Consider the following 25,648-nt stretch of genomic DNA (forward strand, 5'->3'; position numbering starts at 1 on the left):
TTTAAAATGGTAAAACAAACAGCAGGTAGGGACAGTTTAGGCGATTTTGCTCCGAAATTCGCAGAACTGAATGATGATGTATTATTCGGAGAAGTATGGTCGCGAGAAGATAAATTGTCTTTAAAAATGAGATCAATACTTACAGTAACCGCATTGGTTAGCAAAGGTCTAATCGACAGTTCTTTTCAGTACCACGCAATGACCGCAAAGAAAAACGGCGTTACAAAAACAGAAATGGCAGAGATTTTAACACATCTTGCTTTTTATGTGGGTTGGCCGAACGCGTGGTCGGCATTTCGCGTTGTAAAAGAAGTGTATGCCGATGATACTACTGTTGAAAATCACGGAGGAATGTTCGGTATTGGTGAGGCAAATACGGCATATGCGAAGTATTTTATCGGAAACAGTTATTTAAAACCGCTTACAAATCCGAATGAAACGGTATTTGTGGCAAATGTAACTTTTGAGCCTGGTTGCCGTAATAATTGGCACGTTCACCACGCAACAAGCGGTGGCGGTCAACTTCTTTTATGTGTAGACGGTGAAGGCTGGTATCAAGAAGAAGGCAAAGAACCGCAAAGCCTGAAAGCGGGCGATATAGTCGCTATTCCTGCAGGTGTCAAGCATTGGCACGGTGCAAAGGCAAACAGTTGGTTCAGCCATTTGGCAGTTGAGTGTCCGGGTGAAAATACATCAAATGAATGGTTTGAACCTGTTGATGATGAACATTATCCAAAAGAAAACTAAAAGGAGAGAAACACCATAAAAAGAATAATATCAATAATAACATGAATTTACAGCTCGCTTGTATTTTGCGGTATAACAGGTTGTGTTGCAGGCGAAACAACACAAGCGACAGACAATACAGAAATGGCTTACAAACAGCGGATTCAATAAGTAATTAGGAGGAATTTAAAATGAGTAAAAAATTGGTAGCATATTTTTCCGCAAGCGGTGTTACAAAGAGCGTAGCGGAAAGAATTGCAAAAGTGGCTAATGCGGATTTATTTGAAATTAAACCTACAATGCCTTATACAAATGCAGACCTTGACTGGAGAGATAAAACAAGTCGCAGTTCAGTTGAAATGAGCAATCCCGACTCACGTCCGAAAATAGCAAACAAGCTTGACAATATGGCAGATTACGATACAGTATTAATCGGTTTCCCAATTTGGTGGTACGTTGCACCTATAATTATAGATACATTTGTTGAAAACTATGACTTGTCAGGTAAAACAATCGTTCCGTTTGCAACTTCAGGTGGCAGCGGTATGGGTAAGACAGTTGATGTTTTGAGCAAACTGAGCCCGAATGCAAAATGGCAAACAGGTAAAATGGTAAACGGTATATCGGAAAAAGAAATTAAAAATTGGGTAAGCAATTTATAATACTGAAAAAGGAAAGCATTAAGTTGCTTTCCTTTTTCTATGTACTACATTTTAAAAATTGTTTTAACGATACCTCTAAGACATTTTGGCATTTTAACGACAACGATTTTCATTTTTACCTACTCCTTTCTACCATTTAAACAAACACAAATACCCAAAAAGCAGAAGAAAAATCATTTCGATTACCGCAATAATAGACATAGGAAGAAATGCTCCCGCTATCACACCTGCACAAAATGACAAAGCCGCCAGCCCAACTGCCTTTGAACAACCTCTCATACAACAATTAAGCATATATCCCACCTCTGTAATCTTTTAATATATAATATGTAAAAGAAAAACATATGTGAAAAATATTTTTGAAAAACTATTGTAAGTTTATAACTTTTAATATATAATGAAATAGAGGGAGGTTATAGTTATGGAACAGGCTGTAATATGGATTTTGGGAATAATAGCGTTTATTATTCTTGAGGCAGTTACTTATCAGCTTGTCAGCATTTGGTTTGCAATCGGTGCATTAGGAGGAATGATTGCGGCATTTTCAGGTGTAAATTTCTATGTTCAAATGGCTGTGTTTATTGCGGTATCATTTATTTGTATACTGTGTTTACGACCGATTTCAATGAAATTTTTCAAACCGAGAAATGTTGAAACAAATGCTCAAAGTTTGGTTGGTAAAGAAGTTTTGATAACGTGCGATGTCGATAATATCAGAGGCTTGGGAGAGGGCAAAGTTGACGGAAAAGTCTGGACTGTAAGAAGTATAGACAACTCTCATGTACTCAAAGGTGAAACGGCTGTTATTGAAAAAATTGAGGGTGTAAAACTTATTGTAAAGAGAAAGGATGATTAAAATGCCATTAGCAATTATACTTTTATTAATCATTATATTGGTGATTATTGTAGCAAATATCAAAATAGTTCCACAGGCACATTCATACATTATTGAACGTCTTGGCGGTTACTATGCAACATGGGGTGTCGGACTTCATTTTAAAGTGCCGTTTATAGACCGAATTGCAAAGAAAGTTAATTTAAAGGAACACGTTGTTGACTTTCCGCCGCAACCTGTTATAACAAAGGATAATGTAACAATGCAGATTGATACGGTTGTTTATTATCAAATAACAGATCCTAAATTGTTTGCATATGGTGTTGAAAGACCTATGATGGCTATTGAAAATCTTACTGCAACAACATTAAGAAATATTATAGGTGATCTTGAACTTGATGAAACATTGACATCACGTGATACTGTAAATACAAAAATGCGTGCAATTCTTGACGAGGCAACTGACCCATGGGGTATTAAGATTAACAGAGTTGAACTTAAAAACATTATGCCTCCTGCTGAAATTCAAGACGCAATGGAACGTCAGATGAAAGCCGAAAGAGAAAGACGTGAATCAATACTTCGTGCAGAGGGTGAAAAGAAGTCTGCAATTCTTTTGGCAGAGGGTGAAAAAGAGTCTGCAATACTTCGTGCAGAGGCTAAAAAACAAGCCGCTATTAAAGAGGCGGAAGGTGAGGCTGAAGCAATTATCGCAGTACAGACAGCCGTTGCCGAAGGTATCAGAAGAATTAACGACTCAAAGCCGAGTGAACCGTATATTGCAATAAAGGCGCTTGAAAGTTTTGAAAAAGCCGCTGATGGCAAGGCTACAAAGATAATTATACCGTCGGAAATACAAGGACTTGCAGGACTTGTAACATCAATAAAAGAAATAGCAAAAAACGAAGATAAATAATTTAAAAAGCTCCCAAAATTTATTTTTGGGAGCTTTTAACGTTGTCTAAAATTATACACGAATTATCAGCGGACATTTTATGAAGAATCATACCTATTTCGTCATTCTCACTTTTATCGCTTATCAATATATCACTTTCGGGATTTGCCGAAATAATCGAACGTATCTGACCTTCAATATCAATATCGGAATTATGTACTTCAAGAAGAATTTTCGTTTTAATATGGTTTTTCAAAAGTGCCGATGTAATTTCTTTTACAAAGAAGTATATTCCCATAGTACAAAACACAGTAAACAATGCAATAAAACATATATCCGTCATATCTAAAACACCTCCGCTTTATAATATGCGGTTTTAAATAAAAGGTGTGTATGACTTGACAAATACATAGGATTTGTATTAAAATAATATAGAAAAATGAGTTTACGGAGGAAGTTGTTATGGGACAAACATTAACAGAAAAAATACTGTCTGCACATCTTGTTGAAGGTGAGATGGTAAAAGGCAGTGAAATCGGAATTAGAATTGACCAGACCCTTACACAGGACGCAACAGGTACAATGGCATATCTTGAGTTTGAGGCTATGGGTGTGCCAAGAGTAAAAACAGAGCGTTCTGTTGCATATATTGACCATAATACATTGCAGAATGGTTTTGAAAATGCTGATGACCATAGATTTATCGGCAGTGTCTGTAAAAAACACGGAATTTACTTCTCAAGACCCGGTAACGGTATTTGTCACCAAGTACATCTTGAGCGTTTCGGTATTCCGGGTAAAACACTTATCGGTTCGGACAGCCATACACCGACAGGCGGCGGTATAGGAATGATTGCCATAGGCGCGGGCGGTATGGACGTTGCTGTAGCAATGGGCGGAGGTACATATTACATTACTTGCCCGAAAGTCGTTAAGGTAAATCTTACAGGCAAACTTCAACCGTGGGTTGCCGCAAAAGATGTAATTTTGGAAGTTCTAAAGCGTCTTTCTGTTAAGGGCGGTGTAGGCAAAGTTATCGAATACTGCGGTGAAGGAGTTAAAACTTTATCAGTTCCCGAAAGAGCAACTATTACAAATATGGGTGCGGAACTTGGTGCAACAACATCAATATTCCCATCAGACGAAATAACACATGAATTCTTGAAAGCACAAGGCAGAGAAGATGCATACACACCTCTATGTGCAGACGCAGACGCTGTATATGACGAAGAAGTTAATATAGACCTTAGCAAACTTGAACCGCTTGCAGCTTGCCCTCATTCACCTGATAATGTTAAGTCGGTAAGTGAACTTAGCGGTATGAAGATTGACCAAGTTTGTATCGGTTCATGCACAAACTCATCACTTCTTGATATGATGAAAGTTGCACATATTCTAAAAGGCAAGACTGTTAATCCTGATGTTTCTCTTGCAATCGCTCCGGGTTCAAAGCAGGTTTTGAATATGCTTGCAAATAACGGTGCTTTGGCTATTATGATTGACGCAGGTGCAAGAATACTGGAAAGTGCTTGCGGTCCTTGTATAGGTATGGGACAGTCACCTAATTCAAAGGGTATTTCACTAAGAACGTTTAACAGAAACTTTGAAGGCAGAAGTGGTACAAAAGATGGTCAGATTTATCTTGTATCACCTGAAACAGCTGCTATTTCAGCTCTTACAGGTGTATTTACAGATCCGAGAACACTTGGTGACGCGGCTGATATAACATTGCCTGAAAAGTTCACAATAAACGATAATATGATAGTTCCTCCGGCAGATGAAAAGGATATGGACAGTATTGAAGTACTTAGAGGTCCTAATATTAAGCCTTTCCCTGTATCAGAGCCGTTAGCTGAAACAATAGACGCAAAATGCTCGCTAAAGGTCGGCGATAATATCACAACAGACCATATTATGCCTGCTGGTGCAAAGATTTTGCCATTGCGTTCAAATATTCCTAAGATTTCGGAATTCTGTTTCGCTGTATGTGACGAAAAGTTCCACGACAGAGCACTTGAACTTGGTAAGAGTATAATTGTCGGCGGTTCAAACTACGGACAGGGTTCTTCAAGAGAACACGCTGCACTTGCACCGTTGTATTTAGGTGTTAAGGCAGTTATCGTTAAGTCATTTGCAAGAATTCATATGGCTAATCTTATTAATGCCGGTATCGTGCCGCTAACATTTGCAAATGAATCGGATTACGATAAGATTGACCAAATGGACGAATTGAAGATTGAAAATATCGGTAAGCAAATTGCCAACGGTAAAGTTATTAAGGTGACAAACGTAACAAAAGGCTTTGATTTTGAGGTTAATGCAGATTTGTCAGACCGTCAAAAAGAAATGCTTTACGCAGGCGGACTTCTTAACTATACAAAACAAAATTCATAATGTAATTCAAAATGCGATGCTTTTAGGTGTCGCATTTTTTGTGTTATAAGGTATAAAATATGTGAATGTCAAGTGTAACTTTAGTAATATAGCACATTGACGGTACATATTTTTGATGATATAATACTAAAAAATGAATAATCACACAAAGTGTCGGCTATATTGTATGGGTATAGTCGGTGAAAAGGGAATCGGGTGAGAATCCCGAACGATAACAGTCGCTGTATGTATTGAAGTTTTTATATTTTTTGATGAAAGTCAGTCATTGGGAAACTGAGAAGGCGAATATAAAAATGTTAAGCTCGCTTTATATAATACGAGTCAGAAGACCTGCTTTGATACTGCTCCGTACTTATTGATGTTGTCAATATAGGAGCAGTAGTATCGTACGCTTATATAAATGTATTAAGCGTGTTGTTTGCGTGCCGATATGTGATATACACAGGAAAACTCTGCTGTGATAATTTGAAAAAATTATCACAGCTTTTTTTATTTGATTTTACAGAAACGGAGCGTATTAATGAAAAAAATAATATCTTTAATGTTATCGTTTGTTTTGATTTCATCTGCAAATGCTTTTGCGGTAAGTATTGACGATATAAACAGCGTCATAAGTGATACGGAAAAATATTTATATGATAATTCGAAAACTCCTACCGTATCATCGATAGGCGGTGAGTGGCTGATAATGGGACTGAGCAGAAATTACGGTGATATACCTGTCGGCTATTACGAGAATTATTACAACAATGTTGTCAATTATGTAAAAGAATGTGGCGGTGTATTGCATAACAAAAAATATACCGAATATTCAAGAGTTATAATTGCACTCACATCAATCGGAAAAGACCCTAAAAATGTCGGTGGATATAATTTATTACTTCCTTTAGGAGATTTTGAAAAAACTACTTGGCAAGGTATAAACGGTGCAATATGGGCATTGATTGCACTTGACTGCGGACAGTATGATATGCCGTACAATGCCGATGCACAAATTCATGCAACAAGAGAAATGTATGTTGAAAAGATTATAAACAGTCAGCTTGATGACGGTGGATGGTCACTTTTGGGCAGTGGAGAGAGTGATGTTGATGTTACGGCAATGGCTCTGCAAGCACTTTCAAATTATACGGATAATTCAGAAGTGTCAAATTGTGTGAACAAGGCAATTTCTTTTTTATCGGCAAGTCAAAATAAAAACGGAGGATATTCAAGTTGGGGTACGGAAAATTCCGAAAGCTGCGCACAAGTCATTGTTGCACTTTGTGAACTCGGAATATCGCCTCTTGATGAACGCTTTGAAAAGAACGGCAAGAATTTAGCGGATAATTTAATGTCGTACTATACAATAGGCGACGGTTTTAAACATACATACGACGGTGACGGTTCAAATCAAATGGCAACAGAACAATGTTTTTACAGTTTGGTGTCGCTAAAACGATTTATGAACGGCGATAATTCGCTTTATGATATGAGCGATGTCAGAAATATATCACAAGATGAAATTAATGTGATAAAAAACAGTTTACAGTTTGTAATGATGAATTTGATTTTGCTTAGAAAGTAATAATTTTCAGGAGATATTGAATGAAAAAATATAAAAAGCACATAATTATAGGAAGTATAATTATTGCTGTATTGGTATTTGCGTTTTGGTGGGGCGGAGATGCACCGTCACTGCACGGTTGGAATGTTGAGCCGACGCCGAAAGTAACGGAAAGGGTTATAATTGATGAGGTATATGACAATGATGAAAGTCCTACACCGACTGTAGAGCCAACAATTTCACTCACATCATCTCCGACAGCCGAAAACTCAGAAAAAATTCAAAACAAGCCTACAGCCGACAAACCAATGACGGCAGAGGAAAAAATAGAATTAGCCGAAGAGATTGCAGGGGAACCATACGAAGAAATATATACTCCCGATTTGGAATATTCCGAAAACAACGGAATGAATATTGACGAAACAACAGGGACAGACGAATATAAAACAGAACCTGTACCTGAGGGAAAACCTGTACCTGTCGAACCGCAAGATGCAGTAATAGAGAGCAGAGAACTGACATGCACGTTGGCGGTACGATGTGATACGATACTCGACAATATGTCGTGGCTTGATAAAGAAAAGTGGGAATTAGTGCCGTCGGATGGAGTTATATTTAAAGAACAGACAGTTGAATTTTATGACGGCGAAAGTGTATTTGACCTATTGCAACGTGAAATGAAAAACAGCAAAATACATATGGAATTTGAAAATACTCCTATGTATAACAGTGCATATATCGAGGGAATAGGCAATTTGTATGAGTTTGACTGTGGTGAATTATCGGGGTGGATGTATAAAGTAAATGACTGGTTCCCAAATTACGGCTGTTCGCGTTACCAGCTGAAACAAGGCGATAAAGTCGAATGGGTATATACTTGCAACTTAGGAATAGATGTCGGCGGATATTCCGCAACAGGCGGAGAATAGGAGATAAGACAGATAATGAATGAATTTGCAAAATATCATCCGTTGATTAATTTTATATATTTTACAGCCGTAATTGTGTTTTCAATGATATTCGTACATCCTATATGCCTTGTGACATCGCTTTTGTGCAGTGTGATGTATTCGGTAATTTTAAACGGTAAAAAAGCGTTGAAATTTATTGCGATGTTATTACCGCTTATGTTGATTTCAGCACTGATAAATCCTGCGTTCAATCACGAGGGTGTAACTGTAATTGCATATTTACCGAGCGGAAATCCGTTGACGTTGGAATCCATACTATACGGAATTGTCGCGGCAAGTATGGTTGCAACGGTCATTTGTTGGTTTTCTTGTTTCAATAAAATTATGACAAGTGATAAGTTTATCTATCTTTTTGGACGAATAATTCCGTCACTTTCGCTGATATTGTCTATGACATTCAGATTTGTTCCGAAATTTAAAGAACAGGTACAAGAAGTTTCAAATGCACAGAAAAGTATGGGGAGAGATTCATCAGAGGGGTCTGTATTTGCAAGAGTTAAAAACAGCATAAGAATTTTGTCGGCGGTTATAACATGGAGTTTGGAAAATGCAATAGATACTTCCGACAGTATGAAAAGTCGCGGTTACGGTTTGACAGGCAGAACGGCTTACTCAAATTATGTATTTGACAAAAGAGATGTAACTGCTTTAATTTATTTGGCGGTTACGATTACATATTTTTTGATAGGTGCTTTGCTTGGAAAAATTAATTACAGATATTTTCCGTCTATGCGTGGTACGGATATGTCGTTTTACAGCACAAGCATTTTTATATCGTATATTATGATTTGTATAATGCCGATAATTATTGAGATATGGGAGGAATTAAAGTGGAGAAAATTAAAATCAAAAATTTAATATTTTCATATCCCAATAGCGAAAAAACGGCATTGAACGATATAAATTTAACGATAAATCAAGGTGAATTTGTGACGATTTGCGGTAAATCCGGATGTGGAAAATCGACACTTCTACGACATTTAAAACCGATTTTAACACCGCACGGTAAAACAAGTGGGGAAATATACTTTGACGGAAAGAGTATATATGATTTGTCGGACAGGGAGCAAGCCGAAAATATCGGATTTGTAATGCAAAATCCTGATAATCAAATTGTTACGGATAAGGTTTGGCACGAACTTGTATTCGGATTGGAAAGTTTGGGTATTAATTCGGCTGAAATTCGATCGAAAGCTGCGGAGATGGCGTCATTTTTCGGAATACAAAATTGGTTTTACGAAAATGTAGCCAATCTGTCGGGCGGACAAAAACAAATTCTCAATTTAGCGTCGGTTATGACAATGAATCCGACATTGTTGTTGCTTGACGAGCCGTCAAGTCAATTAGACCCAATAGCGGCACATGACTTTTTTACAATGCTTGAGAGGATTAATACAGAACTTGGTGTGACGATAATATTGAGTGAACACAATTTGAGCGAAGTATTTCCTTTATCCGATAAGGTCGCGGTTATGGAGAACGGCAAGATTACAGACGAAAACACACCGTATAAAATAGGTGAGGAATTAAAGCAAAACAGTATGTTTGCAGCATTACCCACACCGACAAAAATATATTATTCCTTGGGAAATAATTCGGGTAATTGCCCTATAACAATTCGTGACGGTCATAAATGGTTGGAAAAACAACAGATTAACGAGCATTTTGAATTCAAGGCGGAAAAAAACAGAATTAATACCGAACCGATTTTAGAATTAAAAGATGTATGGTTTAGATATGAGAAAAATTCAGATGATATTTTAAAAGGCTTGTCATTTAAAGTTCACGAAAATGAATTTTATGCGATAGTAGGCGGTAACGGTGTCGGAAAGAGTACTGCGTTGTCTGTTATTTCAAAGATTAATAAGCCGTATAGAGGTAAGGTGTTTATAAACGATGATACCAAAGTGGCGGTGATGCCACAAAATCCACAGAGCTTATTTTTGAAAAAAAGTGTACTTGAGGAGTTGTATGACGCGGTATTTGATGTGGAAAAAGAAAAAAGGAAAAATGAGATTGAGTATATAATAAAACTTTGTGAACTTGATAATTTGCTTGAAAATCACCCTTACGATTTGTCAGGTGGTGAACAGCAGAGAGTGGCACTTGCAAAAATGCTTTTGAGAAAACCTGATTTGTTGGTGCTTGATGAACCGACAAAGGGACTTGACGCTTGTTTTAAACGAAAACTTGCAACGATACTCAAAAGTTTGCAAAAGAACGGTATGACTGTGTTAATGGTAACACATGACATAGAATTTTGTGCTGAATATGCTGATATATGTGCGATGTTTTTTGACGGTAAGATTGTCAGTGAAGCTCCTCCGAGAAAGTTCTTTGCGGAAAATAATTTTTATACCACTTCGGCAAAACGTATGGCTGACGGTATAATCGAAAATGCTGTATTAGACAAAGACGTAATAAGAGCATTGGGCGGTGAAGCAGAAGATTTAACTGAAACGAATGATGAACTGAATTATATACTGCCAAAGAAAACGGTTATAAAGCAGAGCAAAAAAGAGTATAAAAAACTTAATGTACACAATGTTGTATTAGGGATAGTATTTGTAATTTTATTTGTGATGACACAATGCCTGTTTTGCGGACGTTACGATAATTGGAAGAACTATGTTGCACAAACGATAAGTATATTATTTATTGCCGTAGCAATGTTTAATTTAATACCACGAAAAAAACTCGGAAAAGAATTAATACAGAACGAAAAGAGCAAAAGAAAAATATCAAAAAGAACAAAAATAGCAACATTGCTAATATTATTTCTTATTCCGCTTACAATTTTTATCGGGATATATTATCTCGGCGATAAAAAATATTATTTTATAAGCTTGCTTATTATATTGGAAACGATGATTCCTTTGGGATTTGCGTTTGAAAACCGCAAACCTAAAGCAAGGGAATTGGTTATAATAAGTGCATTGTGTGCAATAGGCGTAGCGGGACGTACTGCGTTTTTTATGCTGCCGCAGTTCAAGCCTGTTGCGGCAATAGTGATAATTTCGGGTGTGGCATTCGGCGGTGAAACAGGATTTCTTGTCGGAGCAATTACGGCATTTGTATCGAATTTCTTTTTTGGGCAAGGACCGTGGACACCATGGCAAATGTTTTCATTCGGAATTATAGGTTTCTTAGCGGGAATAATGTTTCAAAAAGGCATTTTACGCAAGACAAAAACAGATATGTGCGTGTTTGGATTTTTGGCGACATTTGTTATATACGGAGGAATAATGAATCCTGCGTCTGTTATAATGTGGCAGTCGAATATAAATATAAATATGTTGCTGTCATCATACGTAATGGGAATGCCGTTTGATTTTATTCACGCAGTATCAACAGTGTTTTTTCTCTTTTTTGCCACAGAGCCTATGCTCGAAAAGCTTGAGAGAATTAAAATAAAATACGGACTTATAGAATAAGTCGAAAATAAAATATGAGGTGAAAGACTAATGAAGAAAAAATTTTTAAGTTTAATTGTAGCAGTAGCGATGTTATTCAGTGTTGTAACGTTTGTTGTACAGGCTGATACAGACGGAGCGGGAGATTATTTCTATTTTGATATTGAACACTTTGCTGAAGACACTACAAAAGAGATATATATGACCCCGATTAAGATTTATACAAACGGATTTTATGATTACAGCGGAGAATTTAAAACTTTTGAAAGTGGATTTAAGAGTGCAGCAGACGCAATAGGATATGTACTTGATTATTATATGAATAACGGTGAGTGTATGAGTGATTGGACTCCTACAACTACACTATTGAAGTATACAAACAGCAGTGGATTTTTCAGTGATTTTAAGATAGATAATTCCGTCAAAGAAGTTTCGTTTGATTATCCGTCAGCATTATATAATGATGCTATGGGTAACGGATTGAGTTCATACACCTATGAGTCGGCTAGCCTCGTAAGAGGAGATGTTTTAAGATTAGTTTTTAATGAAGGCGGATGGAATTCAGATCTAACATCACCGGCTGAGGACGTGCTTGTAGGTGCGGTAGCAGATTATTATGAAACATTGGCAACTGATCCAAAGACCGCTAAAAAAGCAGAATCGGCATATCAAGCGGCTTTAGAGAATTTCTTTGATGAAAATATGCAAACAGAACTTGAAGATAATCTGATTAACGCATTGGTACCGAGCGAAGAACCGAAAACAACACCAACAGCAACACCGACAGCGACACCGACGGCAACACCAACAGCGACACCGACGGCAACACCAACAGCAACACCAACAGCGACACCAACAGCGACACCGACAGCAACACCAATGGCAACAGCAGAGCCAACAGTGACACCAACAGTAACTTCAACACCTTTACCTGTACAATCTGCAACAGAACAAAACACATTAAAAGTTGAAAACGGAAAACTAACAGGTACATTAACGGTAAAACTTAACAGTAATCTTACAGAAGAAAAGAAAGTAAGTGTTATGGCTGCCGTATATGATTCAAACGGCAAATTGATAGGAATACAACCTAAAGAAATTTCTTTAAAGCCCGGTAATGAAAATCAAGTTGAATTTAAAGAAATATCTGCCGATTCAGCTGATGAATATACAATCAAGATTTTAACATGGAACGGAAATATATCATCATTGGCACCTATTTCAAATACTCTTGATTTAAGTATAAAATAGTATAAAGATTGGAGAAAAAAATGAGCGTAAAAAATAAATTTACAAGTATATTGTTGTCTTTATGTATGCTTGCGAGTTTTGTACCTGTAAATTTCACTGCATTTGCAAGCGATGAACCGGAACTTATAAACGGTGCTTATCAGATTGAAAGTGCGGAAGATTTGGTTTGGTTTGCCGAAAAAGTAAACGGTGGTGACAGAACAGCAAATGCAGTATTAAACAGTGATATTGACTTGGAAAACCAAAATTGGACACCAATCGGTAACGGATATAATTATATCAATAATAACGGTTACGGTATAGATGACGACACCGCATATAACGGTATATTTGACGGAAAAGGTCACAGCATTTCCAGACTTTTCATAGAAACCAAAAAGTACAATAAGCAAGGCGACAATCATTACGAAACTTATTGTCAAGGCCTTTTCGGAATTATAGGAAAAGAAGGAACTGTCAGAAATGTTACGGTAAACGGACAAATAAACGCACAGGCTGAGGGTAATGAATACATTAATGCGGCAAAATATATCGGCGGAATCGCCGGTATAAATGCCGGATTGATTATAAATTGTACAAACAACGTCGATATAACAGGTCTTGCTTATGTGGGCGGTATAACAGGTCAGCTTGGAGCTCAATTTAAGGGAAGTAACAGACTAAGCGGAAATCTTATAAACGTTACAAATAACGGAACGGTTACAGCTACTTCCAAGAGCTTTGCAGAGGCAGGCGGAATTGTCGGTCAGCTTGCATACGGCGACATTACATATGCCGCAAACCACGGAAATGTATCTGCACCTTTTAAAGATGACGATATGTACAGTTATTTAAGAGGAGTTGCGGTAGGTGGAATTGTCGGCAAGGATATAAGTGTAAGCGAATGCGGAAAGATTGACAGAGCATATAATGACGGTCAAATAGGTACTGAAGACGGTAATTATTTCGGCGGTATTATCGGTTGCAATTATGCGTGTGACATAACTAACGTATATAATACCGGTAAGGTAATCGGTTACAATTACAGTGGCGGATTAGTAGGCTACAAGCTTGGCGGTACGATAGAAAATGCGTACAACAGCGGTGAGGTGAATACTCATACGGAATATCAACTAATCGGTTCAATGAAAAATACGACAGTAAATAACTTGTATAACATAGGTGACAGCACTAAACTTGTGGCACTTGAAAACGGCGGTGATATAAGTACGGTATATGCCGTTGACACTGTTTTGGCAAGTGATTTGTCAGACGCATTTACAGACAGTGATAATCTTCCTGTTATTGATTGGAGCAATGCGCCGACAGGGGAAGACGAAACATTTGATATTGAAAGCATTAATATCGAAAACGGTAAGATAACTGTATTGTTAAACAAAAAACTTGTAGGAACAAATCCTACGTTAAATGATTTTGAAATAAAATCATTTGTTGACGATAAAGCGGTTGAACTTAAAAATGTTCAGTTATCTCAATACATATCAGACGAAAAAACAGCTATAGACATCACATTTGACAAAGTAAATGCCGAAAAGACGCTTAAAATTTCGGTAAACGGAATTGAAAAGCAGATTGTAACGTATACGTCAAATTACTGGATAGATTATCGCGCAGAAGAATTTGACGGCGGTAACGGTGATAAAGATAATCCGTATGTTATTGCAAATGCAGAAGAACTCGCTTTGCTTTCGTATGAAGTAGAAAAGGGCAATGATATGTCAGACAAGTATTTTGTCTTGAAAAATGATATAGACCTATCAGGCAAGGAGTGGACACCGATAGGTGTATCCGATAAATACATATCAAATAAATATCAAGGCAATGCTTTTAACGGTAATTTTAACGGTCAAGATAACAGTATAAGGGGAATAAATATATCTTCGGGCAGCTATCTTTCGGCACTTTTCGGAGTTACGGAAGAAAATGCGGTAATAAAAAATCTTTATGTATACGGAAATATAGAAAACACGAATAATACATATGGAATTGCGGCAGGTATATGTGCCGTGAACTATGGTTTAATATCTCATTGTATCAACTATGCCGAAATAAAAGGCGAAAACAGAGTCGGCGGTATAGTAGGTTATAACGGTGCGGTTAATAAAACGGTTACAAGCTGTGTTATAGCTCAGTGTGAGAATAAGGGAACTATTACAGGTAAGGACGAAGTTGGCGGTATTGCCGCTTACAGTTCGGGAACTGTAAAAGAATGTACTAATAAAGCCACTGTAACTGCAACCGACGGATATGCAGGCGGTATTGTCGGTTACAATTACGAGGGCAGTATACTTCTTGACAGTTGTTATAACAGCGGTGAAGTAAGTGCGTCAGCATATTCGGGTGGTATTTCTGGTAAATCATACAACTGTGATATTTCAAATTCATATAACAGCGGTAAAATTTCATCGCAAAACAATACCAACGGCGGAATACTGGGATATACAGTGAGCGGATATTCGGTTAAAAACTGCTATTTCCTTAAAGATACCGCACCTATGCCGTATGCGGAAAATTCGGGTACGGGACTTGAAGTGAAAACAGAAAATCAGCTTGCAGATATGACTGGAATTTTAGGCAGTGCGTTTGTGAAATCGGATAAATTCCCTGTTTTGGCATGGGAGGTAAACGGTTCCGATGATATAGACACATCAACAAAACCTACACCGTCAGTAACACCTGCTTCAACACCTAAAATTGAAGAGAAAATACCGTCATATTCATCACAAGGAAAATGGTCAGACAGTGTGGCTGAAACATTTGACAGCGGAAACGGAAGTAAAGAAAATCCGTATGTTATAAAAACAGCGTCCGAACTTGCATTACTTGCGAAAAATGTAAATAAAGGTGAATCATATAAAGACGCATACTTTAAATTAAATAATAATATTGATTTAACAGAAAAGTATTGGATTTCAATAGGCAATGCGGAAGATAAAGCATTTTCGGGTCATTTTAACGGTAACGGATATGAAGTAAAACTAAATACCGAAAATCAAAAAGTAAGCGGATTATTCGGATATACCGCAAATGCAGAAATTACATTGCTTGGAGTAGACGGACTTGTAAGCGGTGAAGATATAGGAGGCGGTATTGTCGGTATAGCAAGGGACACTAAAATAGAAAATTGCTATTCAAATACTGCTGTTTTGGCAGATGAATATGTCGGCGGACTGGTAGGACAGCTTTTAAGCGGCAGTAAAGTGACAAATTGTTACGCAACGGGGACAGTAAAAGCAAAAAAAGCAGGTACATTATTCGGAGCATTTACAAACGGTGTATCGGCAGAAAATTTATATTACAGAATTATCGGCGATAAAATGCCGTATGGCGAAAATGCATCAACAAACACGAATATTGCCACAGGCAGAACAGACGAATATATGCAAAGCGACGCATTTGTGTATGATTTGTGGTGTGTTAAAGAACAAGAAGTTGACGGCAAAACAGTAGAAGTAGCACCGATATTTTATGTTGGAAGTAAATATCCGGTACTTAATAACGAATACAAGGAAAGCAAAATTATTTCGATAAATCTTGTATCATCGGGCGAAAGTCTTGAAACAGATACTTCTCATACATTTACAGCAAAGATATACGGTAAGAATTTAAATAAAAATATAACTGCAAAATGGAGCAGTGACAACAGTGCCGTTACAGTTGAACAAAGCGGCGATATTACAATTACAAATGGCGTAGGGACACTAAATGTAAGTATTATTATAGATTCCGCTAAGCTTGGCAATGCAAAGGATATAACTGTTAAATGTGAAATTGGCGGAATATCAAGTGCTGTTTCCGTAAAAGTTTCAGAACCTAAATGGAGCGGTAAAGGTACGGAAGAAGAACCGTATATTATAAAATCGTTGGAAGATATGAACATTCTTTCGGAAAGCGTTGCAGACGGAAATTCATATAAAGGTGTATACTTTAAACTTTCAAGCGATATTGATTTAAGCGATAGCAAAGAATTTAGTTCAATCGGTTATTGGGATGGATTAAAGTCAAACGATAACGGAGAATGGTGGGAGTCCGAGAAGAATCGTGCGTTTGAAGGTGTGTTTGACGGAAACGGTTTTTCTGTAAAGAACGCGATTCTGTATGCCGAAAACAATTATTTCGGATTGTTCTCATACATAGGAAAGAATGGTGTTGTTAAAAATCTTAATATAGATTCTACTAATAGATTGACCGCTCATAATAACGTAAGAAAAATTGCCGCTTTAGCCGGAATAAATCTTGGTACAATAGAAAATTGTACTAACAGTGCTGATTTCGGATTTACCGCCTCAAACGTAACATATCTTGCAGGAATAGTCGGCGAAAATTACGGAATTGTAACAGGTTGTGTGAATAACAGCAATATGACATCTGCCGGTAACAGTAAGTCGGGAATAGTCGGCGAAAATTACGGTACTATAAGAAAATCTGAAAATAACGGTGACTTATCGAACAGCGGTAATGTCGGCGGTATTACGATAGAAAACAGAAACGGCAAAGGTCAGGCGCTATTGTTTATTGACGATTACGCAGACTTATCCGTAAACGGAGAAATTTCCGAATGTGTCAATAACGGTGCAATAAGCGGTAAATATGACGTCGGAGGAATTGTAGCTGAAAATTATAGCTGCGGTAAAATAGAAAATTGTGCTAATACGGCAGAAGTGTCGGGAAGTATGACGGGCGGTATTGCAGGTCGTGCGTCAGGGTGTTATAAAAAAAGCGGTATCAAAAATTGTCAAAACAGCGGTAATATCACAGCACAAGGTTCATACGGCGGTGGTATAGTCGGTGAACTTATAAACGGCTTGGTATATTTCTGTGAAAATACAGGTGATGTAAACGGTGAAAACTATGCCGGCGGTATTGTCGGACGTAATTACAGTTCGACAGTTTTAGGGGAATCAGCTGTTGATTTCTCAAATAACTACGGAACTGTAACAGCTAAAACGTCAGCAGGCATCTGCGGTTATTATCAGGACGAAAGCGGTAAGTGTTATACAAGATATAATTACAATGGCGGAAAGAGCGAATACGGTGTTTTTGGTGATGTTAATTCAAATTATGATATAAACAGCGTTGTTTGCGAAAATTATTGGTTGAGTGACGATAAAAATAATGCAAACGACAGCTGTAAAGGTGATATTGACGGTATCAATGCAATCACAAAAGCAGAATTAGACAAATATTCTGCCGAAACAGTTAATTTGCAAGTAGATAACAGCGATATAATTGTAAACGGTACTGCAAATGTTTCGTCAAATTCAGAAGTAAAGAGCAGTGACGAAAACATTGTTTCAATAGGAAACGGCGTTGCAGTCGGACATGGAATAGGTCAGGCATATTTGTATGCAAAATCAAGTCCTTATACATATGTGGCTGTATTGATGAATGTAGAAGAAAATCCTGATAATGTTGAAAAGATAAATGTAAGTTTCAGACTTATCGGCGAAGAAAATCTCGGAAGTGACTTTGTCTTGACAAAAGATACGAAGAATACATATCAAACATGGATTCCTGAAAAAGAGTATGAAGTAAAATTAGGAAGTACAGTGGGAGATGTATTCAAACAAGCACTTGACGATAACGGCTTAAAATATCGTGGTTGGGAAAACGGATATATCAGTACAATTCAATCACCGGAAGGATATTGGCTCGGTGAATTTACAAACGGTAAATATTCCGGTTGGATGTATACTGTAAACGGCAGTCACCCTTCATTGGGATTGAATGAGTATAAATTGATTGGTGATGAAGAAATCGTATGGCATTACGTTGACGATTACCGTCAAGAAGTTGCCGATTGGAGTGAATCGGATAAAACAGGTGACGGTTCACTTTATAATAGGTGGTTAGATGCAAAAGATACAGATTCAACACCTAAACCGACTTCGACAGTCACTCCGACTGCCACAAAACAGCCTCAAAGCGGTGGTTCCGGTTCGGGTGGCAGTACATCAACAGCAAAACCGACAACAGCACCTACTGTTATACCTACGACTGCACCTGAAAAGGATACTACTCAAACAGTGTGGTTTACTGATGTAACGGAAAATATGTGGTTCTATCAAGCTGTCAAATATGCGTATGACAAAGGTTTTATGACAGGTGTAAGCGACAGTGAATTTGCTCCTGACATTACATTAACCCGTGCAATGTTCGTTTCGGTATTGTATCGTATAGAAAATGAACCGACAGCAGACGGTGAATTGAATTTCAGTGATGTATCTGATGATTCTTGGTATGCTAAAGCTGTTTTATGGGCTTATAACAATGATATTATAAGCGGAAAAACAGAAACGGAATTTGATCCTAACAGTGATATAACTCGTGAACAAATGGCAGCTATATTATATCGCTATGCAAAAACTAAGGAATATAATTTAGACAGTGATGAAATTACATATTCTGATGTGAAAGATATTGCGGATTATGCGACTGATTCTGTTAAGTGGGCATATTGTGCAGGAATAATGACAGGTGACGAAAACGGAAACTTTAATCCTAAATCCGGTACAACAAGAGCACAAGCCGCATCGGTATTTATGAGATTATATAAATAATGGTTTTAATAAGAGTTTATCTTTATGATAGACTCTTATTGTATTTTTACGTGAATATGATATAATAAACATATTCAGTATAGAATGAGGGATATACAATGACACTGCAACAATTAAAATACATAGTAACGGTAGCGGAGTGTGGCAATATAACGGAGGCGGCTGAAAAGTTATTTATAGCACAGCCGAGCCTTACCTCTGCAATTCACAATATTGAAGAAGAAATGGGGATAACGGCATTCATTCGTTCCAATAAGGGCGTAGAGCTTACAAGGGACGGAGAAACATTGCTTTCATATGCACGTCAGATTTTGGAGCAGACGGACGTTATGACGGAGCATTTTAAAGGTGAGAGAAATCAGAAACCGAGATTTTCTGTTTCATGTCAGCACTATTCATTTGCGGTTAATGCGTTTGTGGACGTTATAAGGGAATATGATGCGGACGCATACAACTTTATTTTGCGTGAAACACAGACGTATGAAATTATAGATGATGTGGCAGTCGGACGAAGTGAAATAGGAATATTGTATTTGAGTGAGCATAATGAGGCAGTTTTGAGCAAACTTATTAATAAAAATGACTTGAATTTTGAAGAATTATATATTGCAAAACCGCACGTTTTCATATCAAACAATCACCCTCTTGCAAACAAAGAGGAAATAACAATTCAAGACTTAATGCCGTATCCGTATTTGGTGTTTGAACAGGGAAAACACAATTCATTTTACTTTTCGGAGGAATTTTTGAGTTCGCTGGAATTCTCTAAAAATATTATGGTGCGTGACAGAGCGACATTATTTAATCTGCTTATCGGTCTTAACGGTTTTACGGTTTGTTCGGGTATTATAGATACGGAATTAAACGGTGAAAACATTATTTCAAAACCGTTAGATTCAGATTGCAGTATGCGTATCGGAATTTTAACACGAAAAAATTCTGTTATTAGCCGATACGGAGTTTCATATTTGAATGTATTGAAAAATCATTTATCCATAGATTAAAACTATGAATAAATGATGATAATATATATTTTTCTATTTCCGTATTTTCTGTTATACTTAATGTAAATTAAAACACAGGAGGTAACAGAAATGAGCAAACAAATACCATTCAGATATGACTTTGTAGGCAGCTTTTTAAGACCTGCAAATTTAAAAGCGGCAAGAGAGGGGTTTGAAAACGGAAAAATTTCGGCTTACGAATTAAAAGCAGTTGAAGATAAGGAAATCGAAAGACTTATCAATAAACAAAAAGAATTAGGCTATCACGTCATTACGGACGGAGAATTCAGACGTGCGACATGGCACTTGGATTTTATGTGGGGATTTGACGGTGTGGCACATGAAAAAACGAAAACAGGTTTACCGTTTCACGGCGAAGACGCAATGATTGATGATACATACCTTTGCGGAAAAGTAGGACTTTCAAAAGTACATCCCTTCGTGGAGCATTTTAAATTTGTAAAGCAATTTGAAGATGAAAATACTGTTGCAAAGCAGACAATTCCCGCACCAGCACAGTTTATTGAACAAATGATCATGCCGTTTGCGTTGGAAAACACGTCAAAGTATTATGACAGCACTCATAAGTTGGCAGAGGATATTGCAAACGGATATAAAAAGGTAATCGCGGATTTGTATGATGCAGGCTGTCGCAATTTACAGCTTGACGACTGCTCATGGGGAATGCTTGTAGATCCGAGAGCAGAAGAATTGTTCGGTACGGATAAAAAGGGATTGAAGGATATTCAAGAACTTTTGGTAGAGATAAATAACCTTGCAATAGAGGACAAACCAAACGATATGACAATTACTACTCACGTTTGCAGAGGAAACTTCCATTCAACATACGCAAGTGCAGGTGCATATGATTCGGTTGCAGAGGTATTGTTTGAAAAGGAAAATGTAGATGCATATTATCTTGAATTTGATGACGAGCGTTCGGGAGGCTTTGAGCCTTTGGCACACGTCAACGGCGATAAGAAAGTCGTGTTGGGACTTATAACAACAAAGTCACCGAAACTGGAAAATAAAGCCGACGTAATCGCGAGAATAAAAGAGGCACAAAAATATATTTTTCTTGACAGATTGTGCCTAAGTCCACAATGCGGTTTTGCGTCATGCGAAATAGGTAATAAACTTACAGAAGAAGAACAGTGGGCAAAATTGCAGCTTGTAAAAGAAATCGCAGAAGAAGTTTGGAGATAATATTAATGAGTAGACAAAATTTTTATGATTTTGTCTACTCTTGTTTTTTGGAGTTGGGGGCGGACATATTCTTGGATTATTTTATGCTGATAATCAGAGGCTATGTCTGTACTTTTAGCGTTATAGGTGTGTGCGGTGTAAGAATTTTATGGATATACATGGCATTTTTTATGCACAGAAATTTCACTGATATTATGGTGGCACATCTTATCAGCTTGTCAACAACGGTATTGTTAATTTTTGTATCACTGCCGATTTACACTTCATCGCATAAATTGCAAAATCATTAATATATTTCGCTGAAAATATCGCTTTGCATTTCGCTTATTTGCTCGATTGGAATAACTGTTTTGTCGGTCAAAACAACAGTGTGATTGTATTCGTTTATTTTCTTTACAACACCGGTATTGGATATGTATGCACCGCCTGATTTTCTATCATCGGGAACAAAGTATGTTATTGTCACGATTGGATTTGTACCGATATTCTCTTTAATTAAATTTAACTGTTCATTGAGTTTGGCAATGACATCTTCGCTTAATATCTGCTTTTCATCAGTCAAACGGGCGGTTTCATTAATTGCCGCTTTGTGTCCCGTAAGAGCTGCAAACGGTGAAAATTGTGCCGCACGGTCATGAAGCGACATTTGTGGGTGCTTTTTTGAAACATGGTGGGGCAGATTGATTATGTCATCATATTTATGACTAACGTTTTCCATATGGTAATTCTCCTTAAAAATTATGCCTTGTGACCGCCTATTTGATTGTTGCGGTCTTTGGCGGTTGCACCTTCTTGAAGATTCATTCCTTTAAGAATGGCATTTTTGCCGAATTTCTTTTTTATATCAAGTATTGTATTCTGCATACGTTTTTCTCGCTCTGATTCGGCATTTTCTTTTTCGCGTTGTTTCTTTAAAATCTCATAATCGGTAAAAAGGTCAAGCTGTTCATATTTGTTTGCGTTTTTTACACTGTGTTCATCGACAAGCTTGTTAGCCACAATATTAATTCTTCTGATAGGCAATTTCTTGTTTACAATTTTATCATACAATTCCATAACTGCATTTGTAATAAGCGTAGTAGATGAGGTTTGTTTTGGAAGATTTGTCGTTCCGTGAGCAGGCTTCGGAACTTTTTTACCGTAATAGTTCGTTGTAACTGTACCTTTATAACTCTGACTTCTGTTTTTATCTGTAATATTTTCAATATCATAGCCGATTGTAAGCACGATTTGATTTGTCACAAGTCCTTTATCCACCAAGTCAAGCACCATAAGGTCGGTCATTTCTTTTACAACTAATCTTGCCTTGTCAAACTCATACGGACAATGTAATACTTGTCCCGAGGATATGCTGTTTGTTTCGGGTTTGTATGTTTTGACATCTTCCATTGTGCAAGGCTCGTAACCCCAAGCATGGTCGATAAGCAGTTCGGCATTTATACCGAAAAGCTTGTATAACAGTTCTTCATTATAGTAATCAGTCGGTTTACCGATAGAACATCTGGCTATGTCACCCATAGTGTAAAGTCCGATTTTTTCTAATTTCTTTGAATAACCACGACCGACTCTCCAAAAATCAGTAAGAGGTCTGTGATTCCATAACAATCTTCGGTATGACATTTCGTCAAGTTCGGCGATTCGTACACCGTTTTTATCCGGTTCAATGTGTTTTGCGACTATATCCATTGCTATTTTGCAAAGATACAGATTTGTTCCGATTCCGGCTGTTGCGGTTATTCCTGTTGTATCTAAAATATCTTGTATCATTGTCATTGCAAGTTCATGAGCAGTCATATTGTATGTCGAAAGGTAATGCGTTACATCTATAAATACCTCGTCAATCGAATAAATGTGAATATCCTCGGGTGCGATGTACTTAAGATAGATATTATAAATTTTTGTACTGTATTCCATATAGCGTGCCATACGCGGTGGAGCAATTATGTAATCAATCTTAAGTGACGGTTTTTTCTGAAGTTCACGGCTGTCATCAGAAGAACCGCAAAAAACGTGGTTTGGCGCTTTAAGCTTTCGTATTTCATTTGCGGTTTTAACTTTTTGTATGACTTCAAATAATCTTGCTCGTCCCGATAATCCGTATTTTTTGAGCGACGGAGACACGGCAAGACAGATTGTTTTTTCCGTCCGACTCGGATCGGCTACAACAAGATTTGTGGTTAGCGGGTCACGGTTTCTTTCCCTACATTCAACGGACGCGTAAAATGATTTTAAGTCTATTGCTATGTACGTTTTGCATTTATTCATAATTCTACGCTCCTTTTTGCAAATCTATTCAGTCTAAATTATATCTTAAAATTACTGCTTTTTCAAGACTGTACAATAACTTATTGATTGTGAAGAGAGAAAAGTCCGTATTATTGGACTATGTATATATTATAATCTAATCACAGAAAACACAGAAACCATGTGAATGATAAAAGGAGTGATTAATTATGAAAAAAGATGGATACAGCAGACCGGGATTTTTCGGTACAATAAACCATTATGACGCAAGTGGAAAAAAGATAGGAGAAAGCCGACCGGGATTCTTTGGAGGAATGAATAATTATGATGCAAACGGACATAAGGTAGGGCATAGCAGTCCCGGATTTTTTGGCGGTATGAATCACTATGACAACAATGGACATAAAACCGGATACAGCAGTCCCGGTCTGTTTGGAGGTGTTAATACATACGACAATAATGGTCATAAAAAACGCCACAGCGAAAAAAGTTTCTTGGGCGGATATAATCATTATGAGGAGTAATGAAAACGATAATTACGATTTTGATAAGAGTTGATGATTATGGCAAATGTAAAATTTGAATATCTGTTTTTGGATATTGAGTGGAATCAAGCACCCAAAACAACAGATATAGAGGAAAGAGAACCTGTACAAATAGGAATAGTTGCAGCAGACGCAAATTTGAATATAAAAAGAACATTTTCTAAATCAATTAGATTAAGTAACAAGGAATGTTTTAATCCGAACACATTTACTGTATCTCATTATCCACTTGACGCTATTATGAAGTCAAAAAGTGAGGAAACAGTATTAAAAAATATGAACATATCTTTTCAAAACTATAAGTATATTGTTGTGTGGACAAATGAAACTTATGAATTATTAAAGATAAGAACGGATAAATACGGAATATCAATGCCAAGACACAGAGTGATTATACTGCAACAACTTCTTATGCAAATTGCCGGTGACGGCAAAAAAGTTATTGGTTTTGAAAAGTCGTTAAAACAAGCGGGAATTAAATATCAAAAGAATTATTTGCATTATTCAAAACACGATGTGAACTACTTATACTTACTGTTTTGTAAGTGTTATGGTGAATATCGAAAATTAACAGAACAAGAAACGTGTTACTTAAATCCAAGAACTCATAAGGTACATAACGGAAATTGTCGATATGCCGACAGTGCATTGATTAAATCGAGTAAGGACGTGATTTTTCAAGGAAATAAAGTATGTAAGGTATGCGGTTGTGAAAATGATTGGAATAGGTTTCATTGGAAAACAAATATTAAAATAAAGAGAAAGTATAATATAAAAGATATTAGAGATTTACCGCTTACTATTGAAAATATGAATAGAATATGCGATATGTTTAATTTAGAGTACAGCGTTACGAATGACGCAGTGTTTATAAAAACACCGTTTGGAAGATGGATTGTATATTTGAAAGGTGATGAAGTAAAAGAACTTCATCATGAAAATTACAGATCAAGACGTGGTGAACCGTTAAATGCTCATAAAAAGTGCATTGACGGTTATCATAAACAAAAACTTGTTTCAAATAATTTTTACGATGTGATATACTGTATAAATTGCCATGATTCAGCAATGACTCGGAGGTGGAAAGAAAAAAGTCGGATTGAAAAATTATTTGAAATGATTGATAATCAAAGAATTCAGGTACGCGAGTGTGTGAGATTATTTCTGTAAAATTAATTTCTCTATGATAAAATACTTAGTTTTATTTGGGCAGATAAGCAAAATTCAGCTTATCTGCCTTTTTGTAATATAGCACGGATTTTCTTCCGCGTCAAGAGCGGTCTTGCAAAAGACCGTATTTTTCACACTATACAAATGTAAAAAGAGAGTGTGAGATTATTTCTGTAAAATTAATTTTTCTATGATAAAATACTTAGTTTTATTTGGGCAGATAAGC

20 protein-coding genes and 1 riboswitch are annotated in these 25,648 nt (G+C 36.9%); of the genes, 16 read left to right on the forward strand and 4 right to left on the reverse strand.

The window, feature by feature from the left end; genetic code table 11:
- Window positions 1-6: 6 nt before the first annotated feature.
- The gene (locus tag LKE05_RS11655) at window positions 7-747 is read left to right on the forward strand and encodes a carboxymuconolactone decarboxylase family protein (protein ID WP_308456968.1); all 741 of its coding nucleotides are present in this window, start codon (window positions 7-9) and stop codon (window positions 745-747) included.
- A 170-nt stretch (window positions 748-917) separates the two neighbouring features.
- Window positions 918-1,388, forward strand: coding sequence for a flavodoxin (locus LKE05_RS11660; protein WP_308456969.1), 471 nt, complete (start codon window positions 918-920; stop codon window positions 1,386-1,388).
- Between the two features lie 129 nt (window positions 1,389-1,517).
- Here the strand turns inward: LKE05_RS11660 and LKE05_RS11665 are convergent, their stop codons facing one another.
- The gene (locus tag LKE05_RS11665) at window positions 1,518-1,682 is read right to left on the reverse strand and encodes a hypothetical protein (RefSeq protein ID WP_308456970.1); all 165 of its coding nucleotides are present in this window, start codon (window positions 1,680-1,682) and stop codon (window positions 1,518-1,520) included.
- A gap of 127 nt (window positions 1,683-1,809) precedes the next feature.
- Here LKE05_RS11665 and LKE05_RS11670 point away from each other — a divergent pair, with 127 nt between their 5' ends.
- A complete protein-coding gene (locus LKE05_RS11670; RefSeq protein WP_308456971.1) occupies window positions 1,810-2,244 on the forward strand; it encodes an NfeD family protein in 435 nt (144 codons plus the stop codon).
- Window position 2,245: 1 nt separating this feature from the next.
- Entirely contained in the window at window positions 2,246-3,139 is an 894-nt protein-coding gene (locus LKE05_RS11675) for an SPFH domain-containing protein (RefSeq protein WP_117967223.1), read from the forward strand.
- Between the two features lie 19 nt (window positions 3,140-3,158).
- Here the strand turns inward: LKE05_RS11675 and LKE05_RS11680 are convergent, their stop codons facing one another.
- Window positions 3,159-3,461 carry a hypothetical protein gene (locus tag LKE05_RS11680; RefSeq protein ID WP_308456972.1) on the reverse strand — a complete coding sequence of 101 codons (303 nt, stop codon included), beginning with the start codon at window positions 3,459-3,461 and terminating at the stop codon, window positions 3,159-3,161.
- A gap of 119 nt (window positions 3,462-3,580) precedes the next feature.
- Here LKE05_RS11680 and LKE05_RS11685 point away from each other — a divergent pair, with 119 nt between their 5' ends.
- From LKE05_RS11685 to LKE05_RS11730, 10 genes are all read left to right on the forward strand, one after another.
- Window positions 3,581-5,512, forward strand: coding sequence for an aconitate hydratase (locus LKE05_RS11685; protein ID WP_308456973.1), 1,932 nt, complete (start codon window positions 3,581-3,583; stop codon window positions 5,510-5,512).
- A gap of 133 nt (window positions 5,513-5,645) precedes the next feature.
- Window positions 5,646-5,864, forward strand: a riboswitch (cobalamin riboswitch).
- 168 nt (window positions 5,865-6,032) lie between these two features.
- Window positions 6,033-7,079, forward strand: coding sequence for a prenyltransferase/squalene oxidase repeat-containing protein (locus tag LKE05_RS11690; RefSeq protein WP_308456974.1), 1,047 nt, complete (start codon window positions 6,033-6,035; stop codon window positions 7,077-7,079).
- A 20-nt stretch (window positions 7,080-7,099) separates the two neighbouring features.
- A complete protein-coding gene (locus LKE05_RS11695; RefSeq protein WP_308456975.1) occupies window positions 7,100-7,987 on the forward strand; it encodes a DUF4430 domain-containing protein in 888 nt (295 codons plus the stop codon).
- A 15-nt stretch (window positions 7,988-8,002) separates the two neighbouring features.
- Window positions 8,003-8,887 carry an energy-coupling factor transporter transmembrane component T gene (locus tag LKE05_RS11700; RefSeq protein WP_308456977.1) on the forward strand — a complete coding sequence of 295 codons (885 nt, stop codon included), beginning with the start codon at window positions 8,003-8,005 and terminating at the stop codon, window positions 8,885-8,887.
- Complete coding sequence (locus LKE05_RS11705; protein ID WP_308456978.1) at window positions 8,860-11,463, forward strand: ATP-binding cassette domain-containing protein; 2,604 nt, start codon at window positions 8,860-8,862, stop codon at window positions 11,461-11,463. The genes LKE05_RS11700 and LKE05_RS11705 overlap by 28 nt, the downstream gene beginning before the upstream one ends.
- 30 nt (window positions 11,464-11,493) lie before the next feature.
- Window positions 11,494-12,693 (forward strand): hypothetical protein, encoded by a 1,200-nt coding sequence (locus tag LKE05_RS11710; RefSeq protein WP_308456979.1) that lies wholly within the window; start codon window positions 11,494-11,496, stop codon window positions 12,691-12,693.
- A gap of 20 nt (window positions 12,694-12,713) precedes the next feature.
- On the forward strand, window positions 12,714-19,253 hold the full coding sequence (locus LKE05_RS11715; protein WP_308456980.1) for an S-layer homology domain-containing protein: 6,540 nt from the start codon (window positions 12,714-12,716) through the stop codon (window positions 19,251-19,253).
- 98 nt (window positions 19,254-19,351) lie between these two features.
- Window positions 19,352-20,257, forward strand: coding sequence for a LysR family transcriptional regulator (locus LKE05_RS11720; protein WP_308456981.1), 906 nt, complete (start codon window positions 19,352-19,354; stop codon window positions 20,255-20,257).
- A gap of 90 nt (window positions 20,258-20,347) precedes the next feature.
- Entirely contained in the window at window positions 20,348-21,463 is a 1,116-nt protein-coding gene (locus tag LKE05_RS11725; RefSeq protein ID WP_308456982.1) for a 5-methyltetrahydropteroyltriglutamate--homocysteine S-methyltransferase, read from the forward strand.
- An 83-nt stretch (window positions 21,464-21,546) separates the two neighbouring features.
- Window positions 21,547-21,753, forward strand: coding sequence for a hypothetical protein (locus tag LKE05_RS11730; protein ID WP_308456983.1), 207 nt, complete (start codon window positions 21,547-21,549; stop codon window positions 21,751-21,753).
- Here the strand turns inward: LKE05_RS11730 and LKE05_RS11735 are convergent.
- Window positions 21,750-22,181 carry a hypothetical protein gene (locus tag LKE05_RS11735; RefSeq protein ID WP_308456984.1) on the reverse strand — a complete coding sequence of 144 codons (432 nt, stop codon included), beginning with the start codon at window positions 22,179-22,181 and terminating at the stop codon, window positions 21,750-21,752. The genes LKE05_RS11730 and LKE05_RS11735 overlap by 4 nt on opposite strands.
- Before the next feature lie 20 nt (window positions 22,182-22,201).
- On the reverse strand, window positions 22,202-23,728 hold the full coding sequence (locus tag LKE05_RS11740; protein ID WP_308456985.1) for a Y-family DNA polymerase: 1,527 nt from the start codon (window positions 23,726-23,728) through the stop codon (window positions 22,202-22,204).
- A 188-nt stretch (window positions 23,729-23,916) separates the two neighbouring features.
- On the opposite strand from LKE05_RS11740, the gene LKE05_RS11745 reads away from it, so the two are divergent.
- Together LKE05_RS11745 and LKE05_RS11750 are read left to right on the forward strand one after the other, a co-directional pair.
- Window positions 23,917-24,231, forward strand: a complete 315-nt coding sequence (locus LKE05_RS11745) for a hypothetical protein (RefSeq protein ID WP_308456986.1) — start codon at window positions 23,917-23,919, stop codon at window positions 24,229-24,231.
- Window positions 24,232-24,270: 39 nt separating this feature from the next.
- Window positions 24,271-25,422: a hypothetical protein gene (locus LKE05_RS11750; protein WP_308456987.1), complete on the forward strand. Its 1,152-nt coding sequence runs from the start codon at window positions 24,271-24,273 to the stop codon at window positions 25,420-25,422.
- Window positions 25,423-25,648 lie beyond the last annotated feature (226 nt).

It is taken from the genome of Hominilimicola fabiformis, assembly GCF_020687385.1.
Classification (GTDB): domain Bacteria; phylum Bacillota; class Clostridia; order UBA1381; family UBA1381; genus Hominilimicola; species Hominilimicola fabiformis.

Coding starts and splice junctions, on each gene's coding strand:
- LKE05_RS11735 (WP_308456984.1), bottom strand. CDS start 22,181: ATGGAAAACGTTAGTCATAAATATGATGACATAATCAATCTGCCCCAC.
- LKE05_RS11725 (WP_308456982.1), top strand. CDS start 20,348: ATGAGCAAACAAATACCATTCAGATATGACTTTGTAGGCAGCTTTTTA.
- LKE05_RS11740 (WP_308456985.1), bottom strand. CDS start 23,728: ATGAATAAATGCAAAACGTACATAGCAATAGACTTAAAATCATTTTAC.
- LKE05_RS11665 (WP_308456970.1), bottom strand. CDS start 1,682: ATGCTTAATTGTTGTATGAGAGGTTGTTCAAAGGCAGTTGGGCTGGCG.
- LKE05_RS11680 (WP_308456972.1), bottom strand. CDS start 3,461: ATGACGGATATATGTTTTATTGCATTGTTTACTGTGTTTTGTACTATG.
- LKE05_RS11710 (WP_308456979.1), top strand. CDS start 11,494: ATGAAGAAAAAATTTTTAAGTTTAATTGTAGCAGTAGCGATGTTATTC.
- LKE05_RS11745 (WP_308456986.1), top strand. CDS start 23,917: ATGAAAAAAGATGGATACAGCAGACCGGGATTTTTCGGTACAATAAAC.
- LKE05_RS11720 (WP_308456981.1), top strand. CDS start 19,352: ATGACACTGCAACAATTAAAATACATAGTAACGGTAGCGGAGTGTGGC.
- LKE05_RS11700 (WP_308456977.1), top strand. CDS start 8,003: ATGAATGAATTTGCAAAATATCATCCGTTGATTAATTTTATATATTTT.
- LKE05_RS11715 (WP_308456980.1), top strand. CDS start 12,714: ATGAGCGTAAAAAATAAATTTACAAGTATATTGTTGTCTTTATGTATG.
- LKE05_RS11690 (WP_308456974.1), top strand. CDS start 6,033: ATGAAAAAAATAATATCTTTAATGTTATCGTTTGTTTTGATTTCATCT.
- LKE05_RS11670 (WP_308456971.1), top strand. CDS start 1,810: ATGGAACAGGCTGTAATATGGATTTTGGGAATAATAGCGTTTATTATT.
- LKE05_RS11660 (WP_308456969.1), top strand. CDS start 918: ATGAGTAAAAAATTGGTAGCATATTTTTCCGCAAGCGGTGTTACAAAG.
- LKE05_RS11730 (WP_308456983.1), top strand. CDS start 21,547: ATGCTGATAATCAGAGGCTATGTCTGTACTTTTAGCGTTATAGGTGTG.
- LKE05_RS11695 (WP_308456975.1), top strand. CDS start 7,100: ATGAAAAAATATAAAAAGCACATAATTATAGGAAGTATAATTATTGCT.
- LKE05_RS11750 (WP_308456987.1), top strand. CDS start 24,271: ATGGCAAATGTAAAATTTGAATATCTGTTTTTGGATATTGAGTGGAAT.
- LKE05_RS11685 (WP_308456973.1), top strand. CDS start 3,581: ATGGGACAAACATTAACAGAAAAAATACTGTCTGCACATCTTGTTGAA.
- LKE05_RS11655 (WP_308456968.1), top strand. CDS start 7: ATGGTAAAACAAACAGCAGGTAGGGACAGTTTAGGCGATTTTGCTCCG.
- LKE05_RS11675 (WP_117967223.1), top strand. CDS start 2,246: ATGCCATTAGCAATTATACTTTTATTAATCATTATATTGGTGATTATT.